Genomic DNA, 16,130 nt, shown 5'->3' with positions numbered 1-16,130 from the left:
CGGACCGACCTGCCCCGGGGCTTCGGCCCCTGTGAGGTGATCGCATGCCCAGTGAGTTCTTCATCCCCGACCCGGAAGGCCAAGTTCCCAGCGCCGACGGCTACTTCGGCGCGTTCGGCGGCAAGTTCATCCCGGAGGCGCTGGTCGCCGCCGTGGACCAGGTCGCCGTCGAGTACGAGAAGGCGAAGGCCGACCCCGAGTTCGCGCGCGAACTCGACGAGCTGCTCGTGCACTACACCGGCCGGCCCAGCCCGCTGACGGAGGTGCCGCGCTTCGCCCGGCACGCCGGCGGCGCCCGGGTCTTCCTCAAGCGGGAGGACCTCAACCACACCGGCTCCCACAAGATCAACAATGTGCTGGGGCAGGCCCTGCTGACCAAGCGCATGGGCAAGACCCGCGTCATCGCCGAGACCGGCGCCGGCCAGCACGGTGTCGCGACCGCGACCGCCTGCGCGCTCTTCGGCCTGCGGTGCACGATCTACATGGGCGAGATCGACACCAGGCGGCAGGCCCTCAACGTGGCCCGCATGCGCATGCTCGGCGCCGAGGTGGTCGCCGTGAAGTCCGGCTCCCGCACGCTGAAGGACGCCATCAACGAGGCGTTCCGCGACTGGGTCGCCAACGTCGACCACACCCACTACCTGTTCGGCACCGTCGCCGGGCCGCACCCGTTCCCCGCCATGGTGCGCGACTTCCACCGGGTGATCGGCGTCGAGGCCCGCCGCCAGCTCCTGGAGCGCGCCGGGCGGCTGCCGGACGCGGCCGTCGCCTGCGTCGGCGGCGGCTCCAACGCCATCGGCCTCTTCCACGCCTTCATCCCCGACACCGGCGTGCGCCTCATCGGCTGCGAACCGGCCGGGCACGGCATCGAGACCGGCGAACACGCGGCCACCCTGACCGCGGGCGAGCCCGGCATCCTGCACGGCTCGCGCTCCTACGTCCTGCAGGACGACGAGGGCCAGATCACCGAGCCGTACTCGATCTCGGCCGGCCTGGACTACCCGGGCATCGGCCCCGAGCACTCCTACCTCAAGGACTCCGGCCGCGCCGAGTACCGCGCGATCACCGACGACGCGGCCATGCGGGCGCTGCGCCTGCTGTCGGAGACCGAGGGCATCATCCCGGCCATCGAGAGCGCACACGCCCTGGCCGGCGCCCTGGAGGTCGGGCGGGAGCTCGGCCCGGACGGGCTGATCGTCGTCAACCTCTCCGGCCGCGGCGACAAGGACATGGACACCGCCGCCCGCTACTTCGGGCTGTACGACACCGACGCCGAGGTCGCCGCCGACGCGGAGAGCACCGCCGAGATCAAGGAGGACGCGCAGTGAGCGGGAACATCCGGCTGCTGGCGGACACGCTCGCCGCGGCGAAGGCGGAGGGCCGCTCGGCGCTCATCGCCTACCTCCCGGCCGGCTTCCCGACCGTGGACGGCGGCATCGAGGCGGTCAAGGCCGTGCTGGAGGCCGGCGCGGACGTCGTCGAGGTGGGCCTGCCGCACAGCGACCCGGTCCTGGACGGCCCCGTCATCCAGACCGCCGACGACATCGCCCTGCGCGGCGGCGTGCGGATCGCCGATGTGCTGCGCACGGTGCGGGAGGCCCACGAGGCGACCGGCAAGCCGGTGCTCGTCATGACGTACTGGAACCCGATCGACCGCTACGGTGTCGAGCGTTTCACCGCCGAACTCGCCCAGGCGGGAGGCGCCGGGTGCATCCTGCCCGACCTGCCCGTGCAGGAGTCGGGGCTGTGGCGCGAGCACGCCGAGAAGCACGGCCTGGCCACGGTCTTCGTGGTCGCCCCGAGCAGCAGGGACGAGCGGCTCGCCCAGATCACCGCGGCGGGCAGCGGCTTCGTCTACGCCGCCTCGCTGATGGGCGTCACCGGCACCCGCGAGACGGTCGGCGCGCAGGCGCGGGACCTGGTGCGGCGCACCCGCGCCACCGGCACCGACCTGCCCGTCTGCGTCGGCCTGGGGGTCTCCAACCGCGCCCAGGCCGCCGAGGTCGCCGGCTTCGCCGACGGCGTCATCGTCGGCTCCGCCTTCGTCAAGCGGCTCCTCGACGCCCCCGACCACGCGGCGGGGCTGCGGGCCGTGCGGGAACTGGCGGGCGAGCTGGCGCAGGGCGTGCGCGGGCGAGCCTGACGGCGCCCCACCTCCTTCGGTCAGCCACACGTCCTTCGGTCACTCGAACGGGTTGACCTCGGGCCGGGGAGGCGCGCTGCGCCTCCCCGGTTCGTTTGCGGGATGTGAGCAACAACAACCGTGACGCACAGCGCACCGCCCGGCAGCGGCTGGCGGTCGAGCGCGAGAAGCAGAAGGTCGCCCAGAAGCGCCGGCGCGCGCTGAGTGTGAGCGCCGCCGTGGCGGGCGTACTGGCCCTGGCCGCGGTGATCGGCGTGATCGCGGCCAGCGCCGGCGAGGACGAGGGCTCCCGCAGCGCCGGCCCGGTCGTGGCGCCCTCCGGCGCGCAGGGCAAGGACGCCCTGGCCGTCCCCGTCGGCAAGGACGGCGCCCAGTCCACGCTCACCGTCTGGGAGGACTTCCGCTGCCCGGCCTGCAAGGCCTTCGAGGCGGCGTACCGCTCCACCGTCCACCAGCTGGTCGGCTCCGGCAAGCTCAAGGCGCGGTACCACCTGGTGACCCTGATCGACGGCAACCTGCGCGGCAGCGGCTCGCTGCGCGCGGCCAACGCCGCGGCCTGCGCCCAGGACGCCGGGAAGTTCACCGCCTACCACGACGTGCTGTACGACCACCAGCCCGAGGAGAGCGACGACGCCTACGCGGACAACGCCCGGCTCATCGAGCTGGCCGGCAAGGTCCCCGGCCTGGACACGCCCGCGTTCCGCAAGTGCGTCGACGACGGCACGCACGACGGCTGGGTCAGGAAGTCCCACGCCGCCTTCCAGTCCGCCCGCTACAGCGGCACCCCGACCGTGCTGCTCAACGGCAAGGACGTCGTCGGAAGTCGGATGACCCCGGCCGCGCTGAAGCGGGCCGTGGAGGAGGCCGCCCGGCACTGACCCCGGCCGCACCCGCCCCGCGGGGCCCGTACCGGCACGCCCGTACCGCCCGTTACGGACCCGTAGCCGGGTTGGCTGCCGCGGGTACGGTGCGGCACGGTAGCGTCGACCCTGCCATGGAACTTGCCTACATTCCCAGCCCGTCGCGCGGGGTGCTCTACCTCGGCCCCGTTCCGCTGCGCGGCTACGCGTTCTGCATCATCATCGGCGTCTTCGTTGCCGTGTGGCTCGGCAACAAGCGCTGGATCGCCCGGGGCGGGCGGGCCGGCACGGTGGCCGACATCGCGATCTGGGCCGTTCCCTTCGGTCTGGTCGGCGGCCGGCTCTACCACGTGATCACGGACTACGAGCTGTACTTCAGCGCGGGCCGCGACTGGGTGGACGCCTTCAAGGTGTGGCAGGGCGGCCTCGGCATCTGGGGCGCGATCACGCTCGGCGCGCTGGGCGCCTGGATCGGCTGCCGCCGCCGCGGCATCCCGCTGCCCGCCTACGCCGACGCCGTCGCCCCCGGCATCGCCCTCGCGCAGGCGATCGGCCGCTGGGGCAACTGGTTCAACCAGGAGCTGTACGGCAAGCCCACCAAGGTGCCGTGGGCGCTGCACATCACGTCGTCGGCGGACGGGCGGGTGCCCGGCTACTACCATCCGACGTTCCTGTACGAATGCCTGTGGTGCATCGGTGTCGCCCTGCTCGTCATCTGGGCGGACCGCCGCTTCGAGCTGGGCCATGGCCGGGCGTTCGCCCTGTACGTCGCCGCCTACTGCGTGGGCCGCGGCTGGATCGAGTACCTGCGCGTCGACGACGCCCACCACATCCTGGGGCTGCGTTTGAACGACTGGACCGCGCTGATCGTGTTCCTGCTCGCGGTCTGCTACATCGTGGTGTCGGCGAAGCGGCGGCCCGGCCGGGAGGCCGTGGTCGAGCCCGCCGCCGCGCAGGAGTCCGCCGCCGCGCAGGAGTCCGCCGCCGACGGCGAGGACGGCGCGGACAGCGGGACCGAGTCCGGCGGCGGACCGGGGCCCGACGCGAAGAACGTGGAAGACACGAAGGACGTGGCGGAGCGCGCGGAGGACGCGGAGCACGCGAAGGACGTGAAGGACGAGGCCGGCTCGGCGAACACGACCTGACGGCCGTGCGCGTACGTCGCCGAGGGCGCCCGGAGCCATCCGGGCGCCCTCACTGTCTGTAAAGGCCGCAGGTTAGCGCAGCCTTTCCTTGCTGGCGGAAGAGGAATCCAGGGCGTACCTTGGGGTGTTGTCGAAAAGTAGAACCCGTCCAAACAGCACTCCACGGTACTCCACAGCATCCCGGGGGGATCCGCATGGCCATCATCGACACCGAGGCGGCGCTGCACGAGGCGCACCGTGACAACCACACGCACCGGGACGTCAACGGCGGCTGGCTGCGCCCCGCGGTGTTCGGCGCGATGGACGGCCTGGTCTCCAACCTCGCCCTGATCACCGGCGTCGCCGGCGGCTCGGTCGGCACCCGCACCGTCGTCCTCACCGGCCTCGCGGGCCTGGCCGCCGGCGCCTTCTCCATGGCCGCCGGCGAGTACACCTCCGTCGCCTCGCAGCGCGAGCTGGTCGAGGCGGAGCTGGACGTCGAGCGGCGCGAGCTGCGCAAGCACCCGCAGGACGAGGAGGAGGAGCTCGCCGCGCTGTACGTGGCGCGCGGCGTCGACCCCGAGCTGGCCCGGCAGGTGGCCGCGCAGCTCTCCCGCGACCCCGAGCAGGCCCTGGAGATCCACGCCCGCGAGGAGCTCGGCGTCGACCCCGGCGACCTGCCCTCGCCGATGGTCGCGGCCGTGTCGTCGTTCGGGTCGTTCGCGCTGGGCGCGCTGCTGCCCGTGCTGCCGTACCTGCTGGGGGCGAGTGCGCTGTGGCCGGCGGTCCTGGTGGCGCTGGCCGGGCTGTTCGCGTGCGGCGCGCTCGTCGCCAAGGTGACCGCGCGGAGCTGGTGGTACAGCGGTGTGCGGCAGTTCGCCCTGGGGGGTGCCGCGGCGGGTGTGACGTACGCCCTGGGCAGCCTGTTCGGAACCGCCGTAGGATAACGCGGCCGGCACTTATGCGCGGGACCGCATAAATAGCCGTTACTCGCTGGTTTCGACCGCGTGACCACCGGGCATGAGCCGTACGCGCTGTGGGCGATGACGCCCGCCGCGTACCAGCGGGGTGGGCGACGACGCCCTCCCCGTCCCTTCGGGCCGACGGGCACCGATCCGACCGATCCGTCCGCGCCGGCCCCACCGCTTCCACCGCCGCCGCGGCACCCCCTCCGCGGCCGGGCGGTGTCCGCATGTTGAAACGGAGCATCCGGTTCCCGAGAACCGCTCCATCATGTAACCTGCACGAAATTTCGATGCCACGCAGAGGGCCAGCGTCGTCCCTCGGCAGTTTTCTCCCCCGGAGCCGGCCCCTGGCGGCCCGGGAGGACCACCAGCCACTTGACGACGACGGGAGAGCCGATGCGTACGCCGCGCCAGCCGTCCCAGCACTCCACGAATGGCCAGAACTGGTCGTTCATGGATGCTCGCCCTGCTGCGCAGGGTATGTACGACCCCCGCCACGAGCACGACGCCTGCGGCGTCGGCTTCGTCGCCACCCTGACCGGCCAGGCCAGCCACACGCTGGTCGAACAGGCGCTGACGGTGCTGCGCAACCTCGAGCACCGCGGCGCCACCGGCTCCGAGCCGGACTCCGGCGACGGCGCCGGCCTGCTCGCGCAGGTACCCGACGCCTTCTTCCGCGAGGTGGCCGGATTCGAACTGCCCGAGGCGGGCGCGTACGCGGTCGGCATCGCCTTCCTGCCCGAGGAGGGCACCCAGGACGCGGTCGCCCGCATCGAGGCGCTCGCCGCCGAGGAGGGCCTGACGGTCCTCGGCTGGCGTGACGTCCCCGTCGCGCCCGAACTGCTCGGCGCCACCGCCCGCTCGACGATGCCGGCCTTCCGGCAGCTGTTCGTCACGGACCACACCAGCCGGGGCATCGAGCTGGACCGCAAGGCGTTCGTGCTGCGCAAGCGCGCCGAGCGCGAGGCCGGCGTCTACTTCCCGTCGCTGTCGGCGCGCACCATCGTCTACAAGGGCATGCTGACGACCGGTCAGCTGGAGCCGTTCTTCCCGGACCTGTCCGACCGCCGCTTCGCCTCCGCGATCGCGCTGGTCCACTCCCGCTTCTCCACCAACACCTTCCCGAGCTGGCCGCTGGCGCACCCCTACCGCTTCGTCGCGCACAACGGCGAGATCAACACGGTCATGGGCAACCGCAACTGGATGCGGGCCCGCGAGTCGCAGCTCGAGTCCGGGCTGCTGGGCAGCAGGGAGAAGCTGGAGAAGATCTTCCCGGTCTGCACCCCCGGCGCCTCCGACTCCGCCTCCTTCGACGAGGTGCTGGAGCTGCTGCACCTGGGCGGCCGGTCGCTGCCGCACGCGGTGCTGATGATGATCCCGGAGGCGTGGGAGAACCACGACTCCATGGACCCGGCCCGGCGCGCCTTCTACCAGTACCACTCCACGCTGATGGAGCCCTGGGACGGCCCGGCCTGCGTCTGCTTCACCGACGGCACCCAGGTCGGCGCCGTGCTGGACCGCAACGGCCTGCGCCCCGGCCGCTACTGGGTCACCGACGACGGCCTGGTCGTCCTCGGCTCCGAGGTCGGCGTCCTCGACATCGACCCGGCCAAGGTGGTCCGCAAGGGCCGCCTGCAGCCCGGCCGCATGTTCCTCGTCGACACCGCCGAACACCGCATCATCGAGGACGACGAGATCAAGGCCAGGCTCGCCGCCGAACACCCCTACCAGGAGTGGCTGGAGGCCGGCGAGATCGAGCTGGGCGACCTGCCCGAGCGCGAGCACATCGTGCACACCCACGCCTCGGTCACCCGCCGCCAGCAGACCTTCGGCTACACCGAGGAGGAACTGCGCGTCATCCTGGCGCCGATGGCCCGCACCGGCGCCGAGCCGATCGGCTCGATGGGCACCGACTCGCCGATCGCCGCGCTCTCCGAGCGGCCGCGCCTGCTCTTCGACTACTTCACCCAGCTCTTCGCGCAGGTCACCAACCCGCCGCTGGACGCCATCCGCGAGGAGCTGGTCACCTCGCTGCGCAGCTCGCTCGGCCCGCAGGGCAACCTGCTGGAGCCGACCGCCGCGTCCTGCCGCAGCGTCGTCCTGCCCTTCCCGGTGATCGACAACGACGAGCTGGCCAAGCTCATCCACATCAACGCCGACGGCGACATGCCCGGCTTCAAGGCCGCGACGCTCTCCGGCCTGTACCGGGTGCACGGCGGCGGCCGGGCGCTGGCCGAGCGGATCGAGGAGATCTGCGCCGAGACCGACGCCGCCATCGCCAACGGCGCCCGCCTGATCGTGCTGTCCGACCGGCACTCCGACGCCGAGCACGCGCCGATCCCGTCGCTGCTGCTCACCGCGGCCGTCCACCACCACCTCATCCGCACCAAGCAGCGCACCCGGGTGGGCCTGCTGGTGGAGGCCGGCGACGTGCGCGAGGTGCACCACGTCGCGCTGCTCATCGGCTACGGCGCCGCCGCCGTCAACCCCTACCTGGCGATGGAGTCGGTCGAGGACCTGCTGCGCGCCGGCACGTTCCTGAAGGACATCGAGCCCGAACAGGCCATCAGGAACCTCATCCACGCGCTCGGCAAGGGCGTGCTGAAGGTGATGTCCAAGATGGGCATCTCCACCGTCGCCTCCTACCGCGGCGCCCAGGTCTTCGAGGCGGTCGGCCTGGAGCAGGAGTTCGTCGACAAGTACTTCCACGGCACCACCACCAAGATCGGCGGCGTCGGCATCGACGTCATCGCCGAGGAGGTAGCCGCCCGCCACGCCAAGGCCTACCCGGCCTCCGGCATCGCCCCGGCGCACCGCGCGCTGGAGATCGGCGGCGAGTACCAGTGGCGCCGCGAGGGCGAGCCGCACCTGTTCGACCCGGAGACCGTCTTCCGCCTGCAGCACTCCACGCGCACCAAGCGGTACGACATCTTCAAGAAGTACACCGAGCGCGTGAACGAGCAGTCCGAGCGCCTGATGACGCTGCGCGGCCTGTTCGGCTTCAAGTCGGACCGCAAGCCGGTCCCGATCGAGGAGGTCGAGCCGGTCTCCGAGATCGTCAAGCGGTTCTCCACCGGCGCGATGTCCTACGGCTCCATCTCGCAGGAGGCGCACGAGACGCTCGCCGTCGCCATGAACCGGCTCGGCGGCAAGTCCAACACCGGCGAGGGCGGCGAGGACCCGGAGCGCCTGTACGACCCGGCGCGCCGCTCGGCGATCAAGCAGGTCGCCTCCGGCCGCTTCGGCGTCACCTCCGAATACCTGGTCAACGCCGACGACATCCAGATCAAGATGGCCCAGGGCGCCAAGCCCGGCGAGGGCGGCCAGCTGCCCGGCCACAAGGTCTACCCGTGGGTGGCCAAGACCCGGCACTCCACGCCCGGCGTCGGCCTGATCTCCCCGCCGCCGCACCACGACATCTACTCCATCGAGGACCTGGCGCAGCTCATCCACGACCTGAAGAACGCCAACCCGCAGGCCCGCATCCACGTGAAGCTGGTCTCCGAGGTCGGCGTCGGCACGGTCGCCGCGGGCGTGTCCAAGGCCCACGCGGACGTGGTGCTGATCTCCGGCCACGACGGCGGCACCGGCGCCTCCCCGCTGACCTCGCTGAAGCACGCCGGCGGCCCCTGGGAGCTGGGCCTGGCCGAGACGCAGCAGACGCTGCTGCTCAACGGCCTGCGCGACCGGATCGTGGTGCAGACCGACGGCCAGCTCAAGACCGGCCGGGACGTGGTCATCGCCGCGCTGCTGGGCGCCGAGGAGTTCGGCTTCGCCACCGCGCCGCTGGTCGTCTCCGGCTGCGTGATGATGCGCGTGTGCCACCTGGACACCTGCCCGGTCGGCATCGCCACGCAGAACCCGGTGCTGCGCGAACGCTTCACCGGCAAGCCCGAATTCGTCGTGAACTTCTTCGAGTTCGTGGCGCAGGAGGTCCGCGAGCTCCTGGCCGAGCTGGGCTTCCGCTCCATCGAGGAGGCCGTCGGCCACGCCGAGGTCCTCGACGTCACCCGCGCGGTGAACCACTGGAAGGCGCAGGGCCTGGACCTGGAGCCGCTGTTCCACGTGCCCGAACTGCCCGAGGGCGCGGTGCGCCACGCGGCCGTCCCGCAGGACCACGGCCTGGAGAAGGCGCTCGACAACGAGCTGATCAGGCTCGCCGCCGACGCGCTGGCCGCCGACTCCGCCACCGACGCGCAGCCGGTGCGCGCCCAGGTGCCGATCCGCAACATCAACCGCACGGTCGGCACCATGCTCGGCCACGAGGTGACGAAGAAGTTCGGCGGCGCAGGCCTGCCCGACGACACCATCGACATCACCTTCACCGGCTCCGCCGGCCAGTCCTTCGGCGCCTTCATCCCGCGCGGTGTCACGCTGCGCCTGGAGGGCGACGCCAACGACTACGTCGGCAAGGGCCTCTCCGGCGGCCGCATCGTCGTCCGCCCGGACCGCGGCGCCGACCACCTCGCCGAGTACAGCGTCATCGCCGGCAACACCCTCGCCTACGGCGCCACCAGCGGCGAGATGTTCCTGCGCGGCACGGTCGGCGAACGGTTCTGCGTGCGCAACTCCGGCGCGCTGGTCGTCTCCGAGGGCGTGGGCGACCACGGCTGCGAGTACATGACGGGCGGCCGCGCGGTTGTCCTCGGCCCGACCGGCCGCAACTTCGCGGCCGGCATGTCCGGCGGCATCGCCTACGTCGTCGACCTCGACCGCAACAACGTCAACCCCGGCAACCTCGGCGCGATCGAGGCGCTGGACGAGGCCGACAAGCAGTGGCTGCACGACGTGGTGCGCCGCCACCACGAGGAGACGGGCTCCACCGTCGCCGAGAAGCTGCTCGCCGAGTGGGACACCGCCGTGGACCGCTTCAGCAAGATCATCCCCAGCACGTACAAGGCAGTGCTCGCCGCCAAGGACGCCGCCGAGCGAGCCGGTCTCTCCGAGTCCGAAACGCACGAGAAGATGATGGAGGCGGCGATCAATGGCTGACCCGAAGGGTTTCCTCAACCACGGCCGCGAGGTCGCCAAGACCCGCCCCGTCGACGAGCGCGTCAAGGACTGGAACGAGGTCTACGTCCCCGGCTCCCTGCTGCCGATCATCAGCAAGCAGGCCAGCCGGTGCATGGACTGCGGCATCCCGTTCTGCCACAACGGCTGCCCGCTGGGCAACCTGATCCCCGAGTGGAACGACTACGTCTACCGCGAGGACTGGGCGGCCGCCTCCGAACGCCTGCACGCCACCAACAACTTCCCCGAGTTCACCGGCCGCCTGTGCCCGGCCCCGTGCGAGTCGGCGTGCGTGCTCGGCATCAACCAGCCGCCGGTGACCATCAAGAACGTCGAGGTCTCCATCATCGACAAGGCGTGGGAGAACGGCGGGGTCGCCCCGCAGATCCCCGAACGCCTGTCCGGCAAGACGGTGGCGGTCATCGGCTCCGGCCCGGCGGGCCTGGCCGCGGCGCAGCAGCTCACCCGGGCCGGCCACACGGTGGCCGTCTACGAGCGCGCCGACCGCATCGGCGGCCTGCTGCGCTACGGCATCCCCGAGTTCAAGATGGAGAAGCGGCACATCAACCGCCGTATCGAGCAGATGCGCGCGGAGGGCACCCGCTTCCGCACCGGCATCGAGATCGGCCGCGACCTCAACGCGCAGGACCTGCGCAAGCGCTACGACGCGATCGTGCTGGCCGTCGGCGCGACCACCCCGCGCGACCTGCCGGTGCCCGGCCGCGAACTCAAGGGCATCCACCAGGCCATGGAGTACCTGCCGCTGGCCAACAAGGTGCAGGAGGGCGACTATGTCACCTCCCCGATCTCGGCCGAGGGCAAGCACGTCGTCGTCATCGGCGGCGGCGACACCGGCGCGGACTGCGTGGGCACCGCCCACCGGCAGGGCGCCAAGTCGGTCACCCAGCTGGAGATCATGCCGCGCCCGGGCGAGCAGCGGGACCCGGTCACCCAGCCCTGGCCGACCTTCCCGATGCTGTACAAGGTGACCTCCGCGCACGAGGAGGGCGGCGAGCGGGTCTACTCCGTCTCGACCACCCACTTCGAGGGCGACGAGGACGGCAACGTGCAGTGGCTGCACATGACCGAGGTCGAGTTCGTCGACGGCCGGTTCACCCCGAAGCCCGGCACCGAACGCAAGATCCCGGCCCAGCTGGTGACGCTGGCGATGGGCTTCACCGGCACCGACCGCGAGAACGGCCTGGTCGAGCAGCTCGGCCTGGAGCTCGACGCACGCGGCAACATCGCCCGCGACGCCGACTTCCAGACCAACGTGCCGGGCGTGTTCGTGGCCGGTGACGCCGGCCGCGGCCAGTCCCTCATCGTGTGGGCCATCGCCGAGGGCCGCTCGGCCGCCCGCGGGGTCGACCGCTACCTGACCGGCGCCAGCGACCTGCCGGCCCCGATCCGCCCGACGGACCGCGCACTGGCGGTCTGACGGCACCGATCCGCCCGACGGACCGCGCGCCGGCGGTCTGACGGCACCCGAGAAACGTCCCGTACAACGGCGTACGGAACACCGACGACGCCTGCCCACCAGTCCCCGACCGGACGCCCGGGCAGGCGTCGTCACCTTTCGTTCCGATTCACGTGTCGCACTCCAGCACCGTCCGGCACAACTGGCACCGCGCCCGCACCCGCCCCCGTACCGGCAGCCGGATCCGCTGCCGGCAGGTCGGGCAGGGGAACGACACCCGCAGGGGACCGTCGCCGTCCGGGGCGAAGGAGTACGGCACGCCCGCCCGGCCGGCCACCGCGGCGGCGCGCTCCTGGGCGTGGCGGCGGTCCCGGGCGTAGCGGCGCCGGCCCGCCCAGCCGGCCGCCGTCAGCGGCGGCTGCTGCTCGTCCCGCCGGGCCAGCTCCCGCCCCGCGACGTACGCCGTGTAGGCCTGCGGGCTGGTGAACCACGTCGAGGGGTCCTCACCGAACACCAGGGCGCGCTTGGCCAGCACGTACCCGAACTCCTCCGGGGTGAGGTAGCCCAGCTTCTGCGAGGAGACGGCGTCCTCACGGTAGGCGTCCAGCAGCAGCCAGCCCGCGCCCAGGTAGGTGGCCGCGGTGTCGGTGAGGATCTCGTTGGCGCGCACGCCGGGGAAGGACAGGCCCAGCCGGTGCAGGTAGACGTGCATCACCTCATGGGCCAGGGCGGCGCCGATGTCCCGGCGGTGGGTGCGGAAGCGGTCGTTCAGCTCGACGAAGTACTCGGGTCCCGCGGCCAGCTCGATGTGGGCGGCGTGCTCCATCGCGCGGAAGCCGACCACCAGCCGGGCGTCCGGCAGGTGGTAGTGGCGCACCAGCTCCCGGGCCACCCGCTGGGCCCCCAGGTACAGGTCGTCGGCGTCGCAGAAGGCGACGTCGGCGGGGGCCACGCTGGTGGCGAAGGTCTGGACGGTGTCGTAGGACAGCCGCCGGTACAGCGCGGTGATCGCGGCCTGCACCGTCTCCAGGTGCGGGTAGCCGTGCTCGACAGGTCCGCCGTTCGTCACGCCGTGCCCCCAAGGACGCCGCCACCGCCTTGTTCCCACTGTAGGCGTTCCCACTGCAGGCGCAGCCGTGCGGAATCTCGCCGGCCGGATCCGCTCCGCCCGCGCGGACGGGCGGTGCGGGCAGGCCGGTGTCCACTCCGTGAACCACCCATGATCGACCGGCCCGGAAACCCGTAGGGTGGACGCCCATGACCACCAGCACCACCGGCGTCGACGACGTCGACCCGGCCGTCCGGGCCGAACTGGAGCGGCTGCGGGACAGCATCGACAACATCGACGCGGCCGTCGTCCACATGCTCGCCGAGCGCTTCAAGTGCACCCAGGAGGTCGGCCGGCTCAAGGCCGCGCACCGGCTGCCGCCCGCGGACCCGGCACGGGAGGCGCGGCAGATCGCCCGGCTGCGGGCCCTGGCGGAGAACGCGAAGCTGGACCCCGCGTTCGCGGAGAAGTTCCTCAACTTCATCGTGGCCGAGGTGATCCGCCACCACGAGCGCATCGCCGAGGAGACCGGGAACGGCGGCGTGCCCCACTGACCCCGGGCCCGGGCCCCGCCGCCCCCGGCGCGGCGGCCTCCCGCCACCGCACCGCACCACCCCGGCGCGGCGGCCCCTCACCACCGCGCCACCGCGGCCCGGACGCCCCGGTTCCGGCCCGGACGCCCCGGTTCCGGCCCGGCGCCCCTGCCCGCGCCGCACCCCGGCACCACCCCGTCGCCCACCACCCCGTCACCGCCACGCAAGCCCTCGCGACCGCCGCGCAACCGCTTGCGCCACCCCGCCCCGCCACCCCGCACCGGACCACCCCTGTGCGCTGCCGGTGCCATCGGGCAGCATGGCCTGCATGTCCGTACTGACGCGCGACGAAGCGCAGACCCGTGCCCGACTCCTCGACGTCCACCGGTACACGATCGACCTGGATCTGACCGCCGGGGAGGAGACCTTCGGCTCCCGCACCGTCATCCGGTTCACCGCACGTGCGGACGCGGACACGTTCGTCGAGCTCAAGCCCGAGCAGCTGCGGTCCGCCACCCTCGACGGGCAGCCCCTGGACCCGGACACACTGGACGACAACCGCCTGCCCCTGAAGAACCTCACCGCCGGCGAGCACGAACTGCGCGTCGACGCACGGATGCGCTACTCCCGCACCGGGGAGGGCATGCACCGCTTCACCGACCCCGGCGACGGCGAGACGTACGTCTACACGCAGCTGTTCCTGGACGACGTCCAGCGCGTCTTCGCCGCCTTCGACCAGCCCGACCTCAAGGCCGTCTTCGACCTCACCGTCACCGCCCCGCAAGGCTGGACCGTCCTCGCCAACGGCATCACCGAGCACACCGGTGACGGCGTGTGGAAGGCCGCGCCCACCCCGCCGATCTCCACCTACCTCGTCGCCGTCGCCGCCGGTCCCTGGCACTCGGTGCGCACCGAACACCGCGGCCTGCCCTTCGGCATCCACTGCCGCCGCTCCCTCGCCCCCTACCTGGACGCCGACGCCGAGGAGATCCTCGACGTCACCCGCGCCTGCTTCGACCGCTACCACGAGAAGTTCACCGAGCCCTACCCGTTCGACTCCTACGACCAGGCGTTCGTCCCCGAGTTCAACGCCGGCGCCATGGAGAACCCCGGACTGGTCACCTTCCGCGACGAGTTCGTCCACCGCTCCGCCGTCACCGACACCGAACGCCAGACCCGCGCCATGGTCATCGCGCACGAGATGGCCCACATGTGGTTCGGCGACCTCGTCACCCTCAAGTGGTGGGACGACATCTGGCTCAACGAGTCCTTCGCCGAGTACATGGGCTACCAGACCACCGCCGAGGCCACCCGGTTCACCGGCCCCTGGACCGAGTTCGGCATCACCCGCAAGGCTTGGGGCTACGACGCCGACCAACGCCCCTCCACCCACCCCGTCGCCCCCGAGGCCGTCCAGGACACCGCCTCCGCGCTGCTCAACTTCGACGGCATCTCCTACGCCAAGGGCGCCTCCGCCCTGCGCCAGCTCGTGGCCTGGCTCGGCGAGAAGGACTTCCTCGCCGGCATCAACCACCACATCACCCGCCACCGCTTCGGCAACGCCACCCTCGCCGACTTCCTCGACTCCCTCGCCTCCGCCACCGACCGCGACGTGCACGCCTGGGCCGAAGCCTGGCTGCGCACCACCGGCGTCGACACCCTCACCCCCACCCTCAGCCGCTGCGACGACGGCACCTGCCTGCTCACCGTCACCCGCGCCGGCAGCCGCCCGCACCGCGTCGCCGTCGGCCTGTACGACCACGACGTCTCCGACGACGGCCACCTCACCCTGCGCGAACGCCGCGAGATCGACCTGCCGCAGACCACCGCCGAACCCGTCGGCAAACGGCCCGCGCTGCTGCTGCTCAACGACGGCGACCTCACCTACGCCAAGATCCGCTTCGACCCCGACTCCTTCCCCGCCGTCCGCCACCACCTCTCCGGCCTGCCCGACCCGCTCACCCGCGCGGTCGTCTGGAACGCCCTGCGCGACGCCGTCCGCGACGGCGAACTGCCCCCGGCCACCTACCTGGCCACCGCCCGCGCGCACCTGCCGCACGAGACCGACCTCGCCGTCGCCCAGGGCGTCCTCGCCTTCGCCCACACCCACATCGCCAACCGCTACGTCCGCCCCGAGGACCGGCCCGCCGCCCTGGCCACCCTCGCCGACCTGTGCCGCGACCTCATCCGCCGCACCGAGGACGGCGACCACCCCGGCCTGCGCCTGATCGCCGTACGCCACTTCATCGACGTGGCCACCCGCTCCGACACGCTCACCGCCTGGCTCGCCGACGGCACCGTACCCGGCGGCCCGGAACTCGACCCCGAGCTGCGCTGGCGCATCCTCGGCCGCCTCGCCGTCCTCGGCGCCACCGACGAGGCCGCCATCGCCGCCGAACTCGCCCGCGACCCCAGCGCCACCGGCCAGGAGGGCGCCGCCCGCTGCCGCGCCGCCCTGCCCGACCCGCAGGCCAAACACCGCGCCTGGCAGGCGATGTTCACCACCGACGACCTGTCCAACTACCTGTTCACCGCCACCGCCAAGGGCTTCTGGCAGCCCGAACAGGCCGACCTGGTACGGGACTACGTGCCCCGCTACTACCAGGACGCGGTCGCCGTCGCCGCCCGCCGCGGCCCCGCCATCGCCGCCGCCGCCGGACGCTGGGCCTTCCCCGCCCACGCCGTCGACGCCGACCACCTGCGGCTCGGCGAGACCTGCCTGCGCGAGGCCGACCCGGTCCCCGCCCTGCGCCGCCGCCTCGTCGACGAACTCGACGACCTCGCACGCGCCCTGCGCATCCGCCGGGCCCACGACGACAAGGAAGCCAAAGAGGCCAAGGAGACCAAGGAGGCCGCGGCACAGGAACGGTGACGCACCCCACGGCGGGCCCGGGAGAGGACCGGCAACCCCCGGCCCCCTCCCGGGCCCGCCCCCTTCCGAGGCCGAAAGCCCCGGCGGCCGTACACCTTTCGGGTTCCGACCGCCCGGCTTCACGGACACACCGCCCCCGGCGCGCCAAGCTGGAACCC

10 protein-coding genes are annotated in these 16,130 nt (G+C 72.4%); 9 read left to right on the top strand and 1 reads right to left on the bottom strand.

Annotated features, from left to right (window positions below; translation table 11 throughout):
• Nucleotides 1-44 precede the first annotated feature (44 nt).
• The 7 genes from trpB (at nucleotide 45) to IE225_RS01390 (ending at nucleotide 11,540) form a co-directional block, all read left to right on the top strand.
• Nucleotides 45-1,328 (top strand): tryptophan synthase subunit beta, encoded by a 1,284-nt coding sequence (gene trpB, locus IE225_RS01420; RefSeq protein WP_190055395.1) that lies wholly within the window; start codon nucleotides 45-47, stop codon nucleotides 1,326-1,328.
• Nucleotides 1,325-2,143, top strand: a complete 819-nt coding sequence (gene trpA, locus IE225_RS01415; RefSeq protein ID WP_190055394.1) for a tryptophan synthase subunit alpha — start codon at nucleotides 1,325-1,327, stop codon at nucleotides 2,141-2,143. Before trpB ends, trpA begins: the two co-directional genes overlap by 4 nt.
• Nucleotides 2,144-2,247: 104 nt before the next feature.
• Nucleotides 2,248-3,021, top strand: coding sequence for a DsbA family protein (locus IE225_RS01410; protein WP_190055393.1), 774 nt, complete (start codon nucleotides 2,248-2,250; stop codon nucleotides 3,019-3,021).
• A 116-nt stretch (nucleotides 3,022-3,137) separates the two neighbouring features.
• The gene (lgt, locus tag IE225_RS01405) at nucleotides 3,138-4,148 is read left to right on the top strand and encodes a prolipoprotein diacylglyceryl transferase (protein WP_190055392.1); all 1,011 of its coding nucleotides are present in this window, start codon (nucleotides 3,138-3,140) and stop codon (nucleotides 4,146-4,148) included.
• Between the two features lie 194 nt (nucleotides 4,149-4,342).
• Nucleotides 4,343-5,074 (top strand): VIT1/CCC1 transporter family protein, encoded by a 732-nt coding sequence (locus IE225_RS01400; RefSeq protein WP_190055391.1) that lies wholly within the window; start codon nucleotides 4,343-4,345, stop codon nucleotides 5,072-5,074.
• Nucleotides 5,075-5,488: 414 nt separating this feature from the next.
• On the top strand, nucleotides 5,489-10,084 hold the full coding sequence (gltB, locus tag IE225_RS01395) for a glutamate synthase large subunit (RefSeq protein WP_190055390.1): 4,596 nt from the start codon (nucleotides 5,489-5,491) through the stop codon (nucleotides 10,082-10,084).
• Nucleotides 10,077-11,540 carry a glutamate synthase subunit beta gene (locus IE225_RS01390; protein WP_190055389.1) on the top strand — a complete coding sequence of 488 codons (1,464 nt, stop codon included), beginning with the start codon at nucleotides 10,077-10,079 and terminating at the stop codon, nucleotides 11,538-11,540. Before gltB ends, IE225_RS01390 begins: the two co-directional genes overlap by 8 nt.
• A gap of 148 nt (nucleotides 11,541-11,688) precedes the next feature.
• Here the strand turns inward: IE225_RS01390 and IE225_RS01385 are convergent, their stop codons facing one another.
• Nucleotides 11,689-12,588 carry a hypothetical protein gene (locus tag IE225_RS01385; RefSeq protein WP_190055388.1) on the bottom strand — a complete coding sequence of 300 codons (900 nt, stop codon included), beginning with the start codon at nucleotides 12,586-12,588 and terminating at the stop codon, nucleotides 11,689-11,691.
• A 188-nt stretch (nucleotides 12,589-12,776) separates the two neighbouring features.
• Between IE225_RS01385 and IE225_RS01380 the strand changes: the two genes are divergently transcribed.
• Both IE225_RS01380 and pepN read left to right on the top strand, forming a co-directional pair.
• On the top strand, nucleotides 12,777-13,121 hold the full coding sequence (locus IE225_RS01380) for a chorismate mutase (protein WP_190055387.1): 345 nt from the start codon (nucleotides 12,777-12,779) through the stop codon (nucleotides 13,119-13,121).
• A 307-nt stretch (nucleotides 13,122-13,428) separates the two neighbouring features.
• A complete protein-coding gene (pepN, locus tag IE225_RS01375; protein ID WP_190055386.1) occupies nucleotides 13,429-15,972 on the top strand; it encodes an aminopeptidase N in 2,544 nt (847 codons plus the stop codon).
• Nucleotides 15,973-16,130: the final 158 nt, after the last annotated feature.

It is taken from the genome of Streptomyces echinoruber, assembly GCF_014651135.1.
Taxonomy (GTDB): domain Bacteria; phylum Actinomycetota; class Actinomycetes; order Streptomycetales; family Streptomycetaceae; genus Streptomyces; species Streptomyces echinoruber.
Note: the sequence above shows the minus strand (reverse complement) of the source record. Positions and strands in the feature narration are given on the sequence as shown.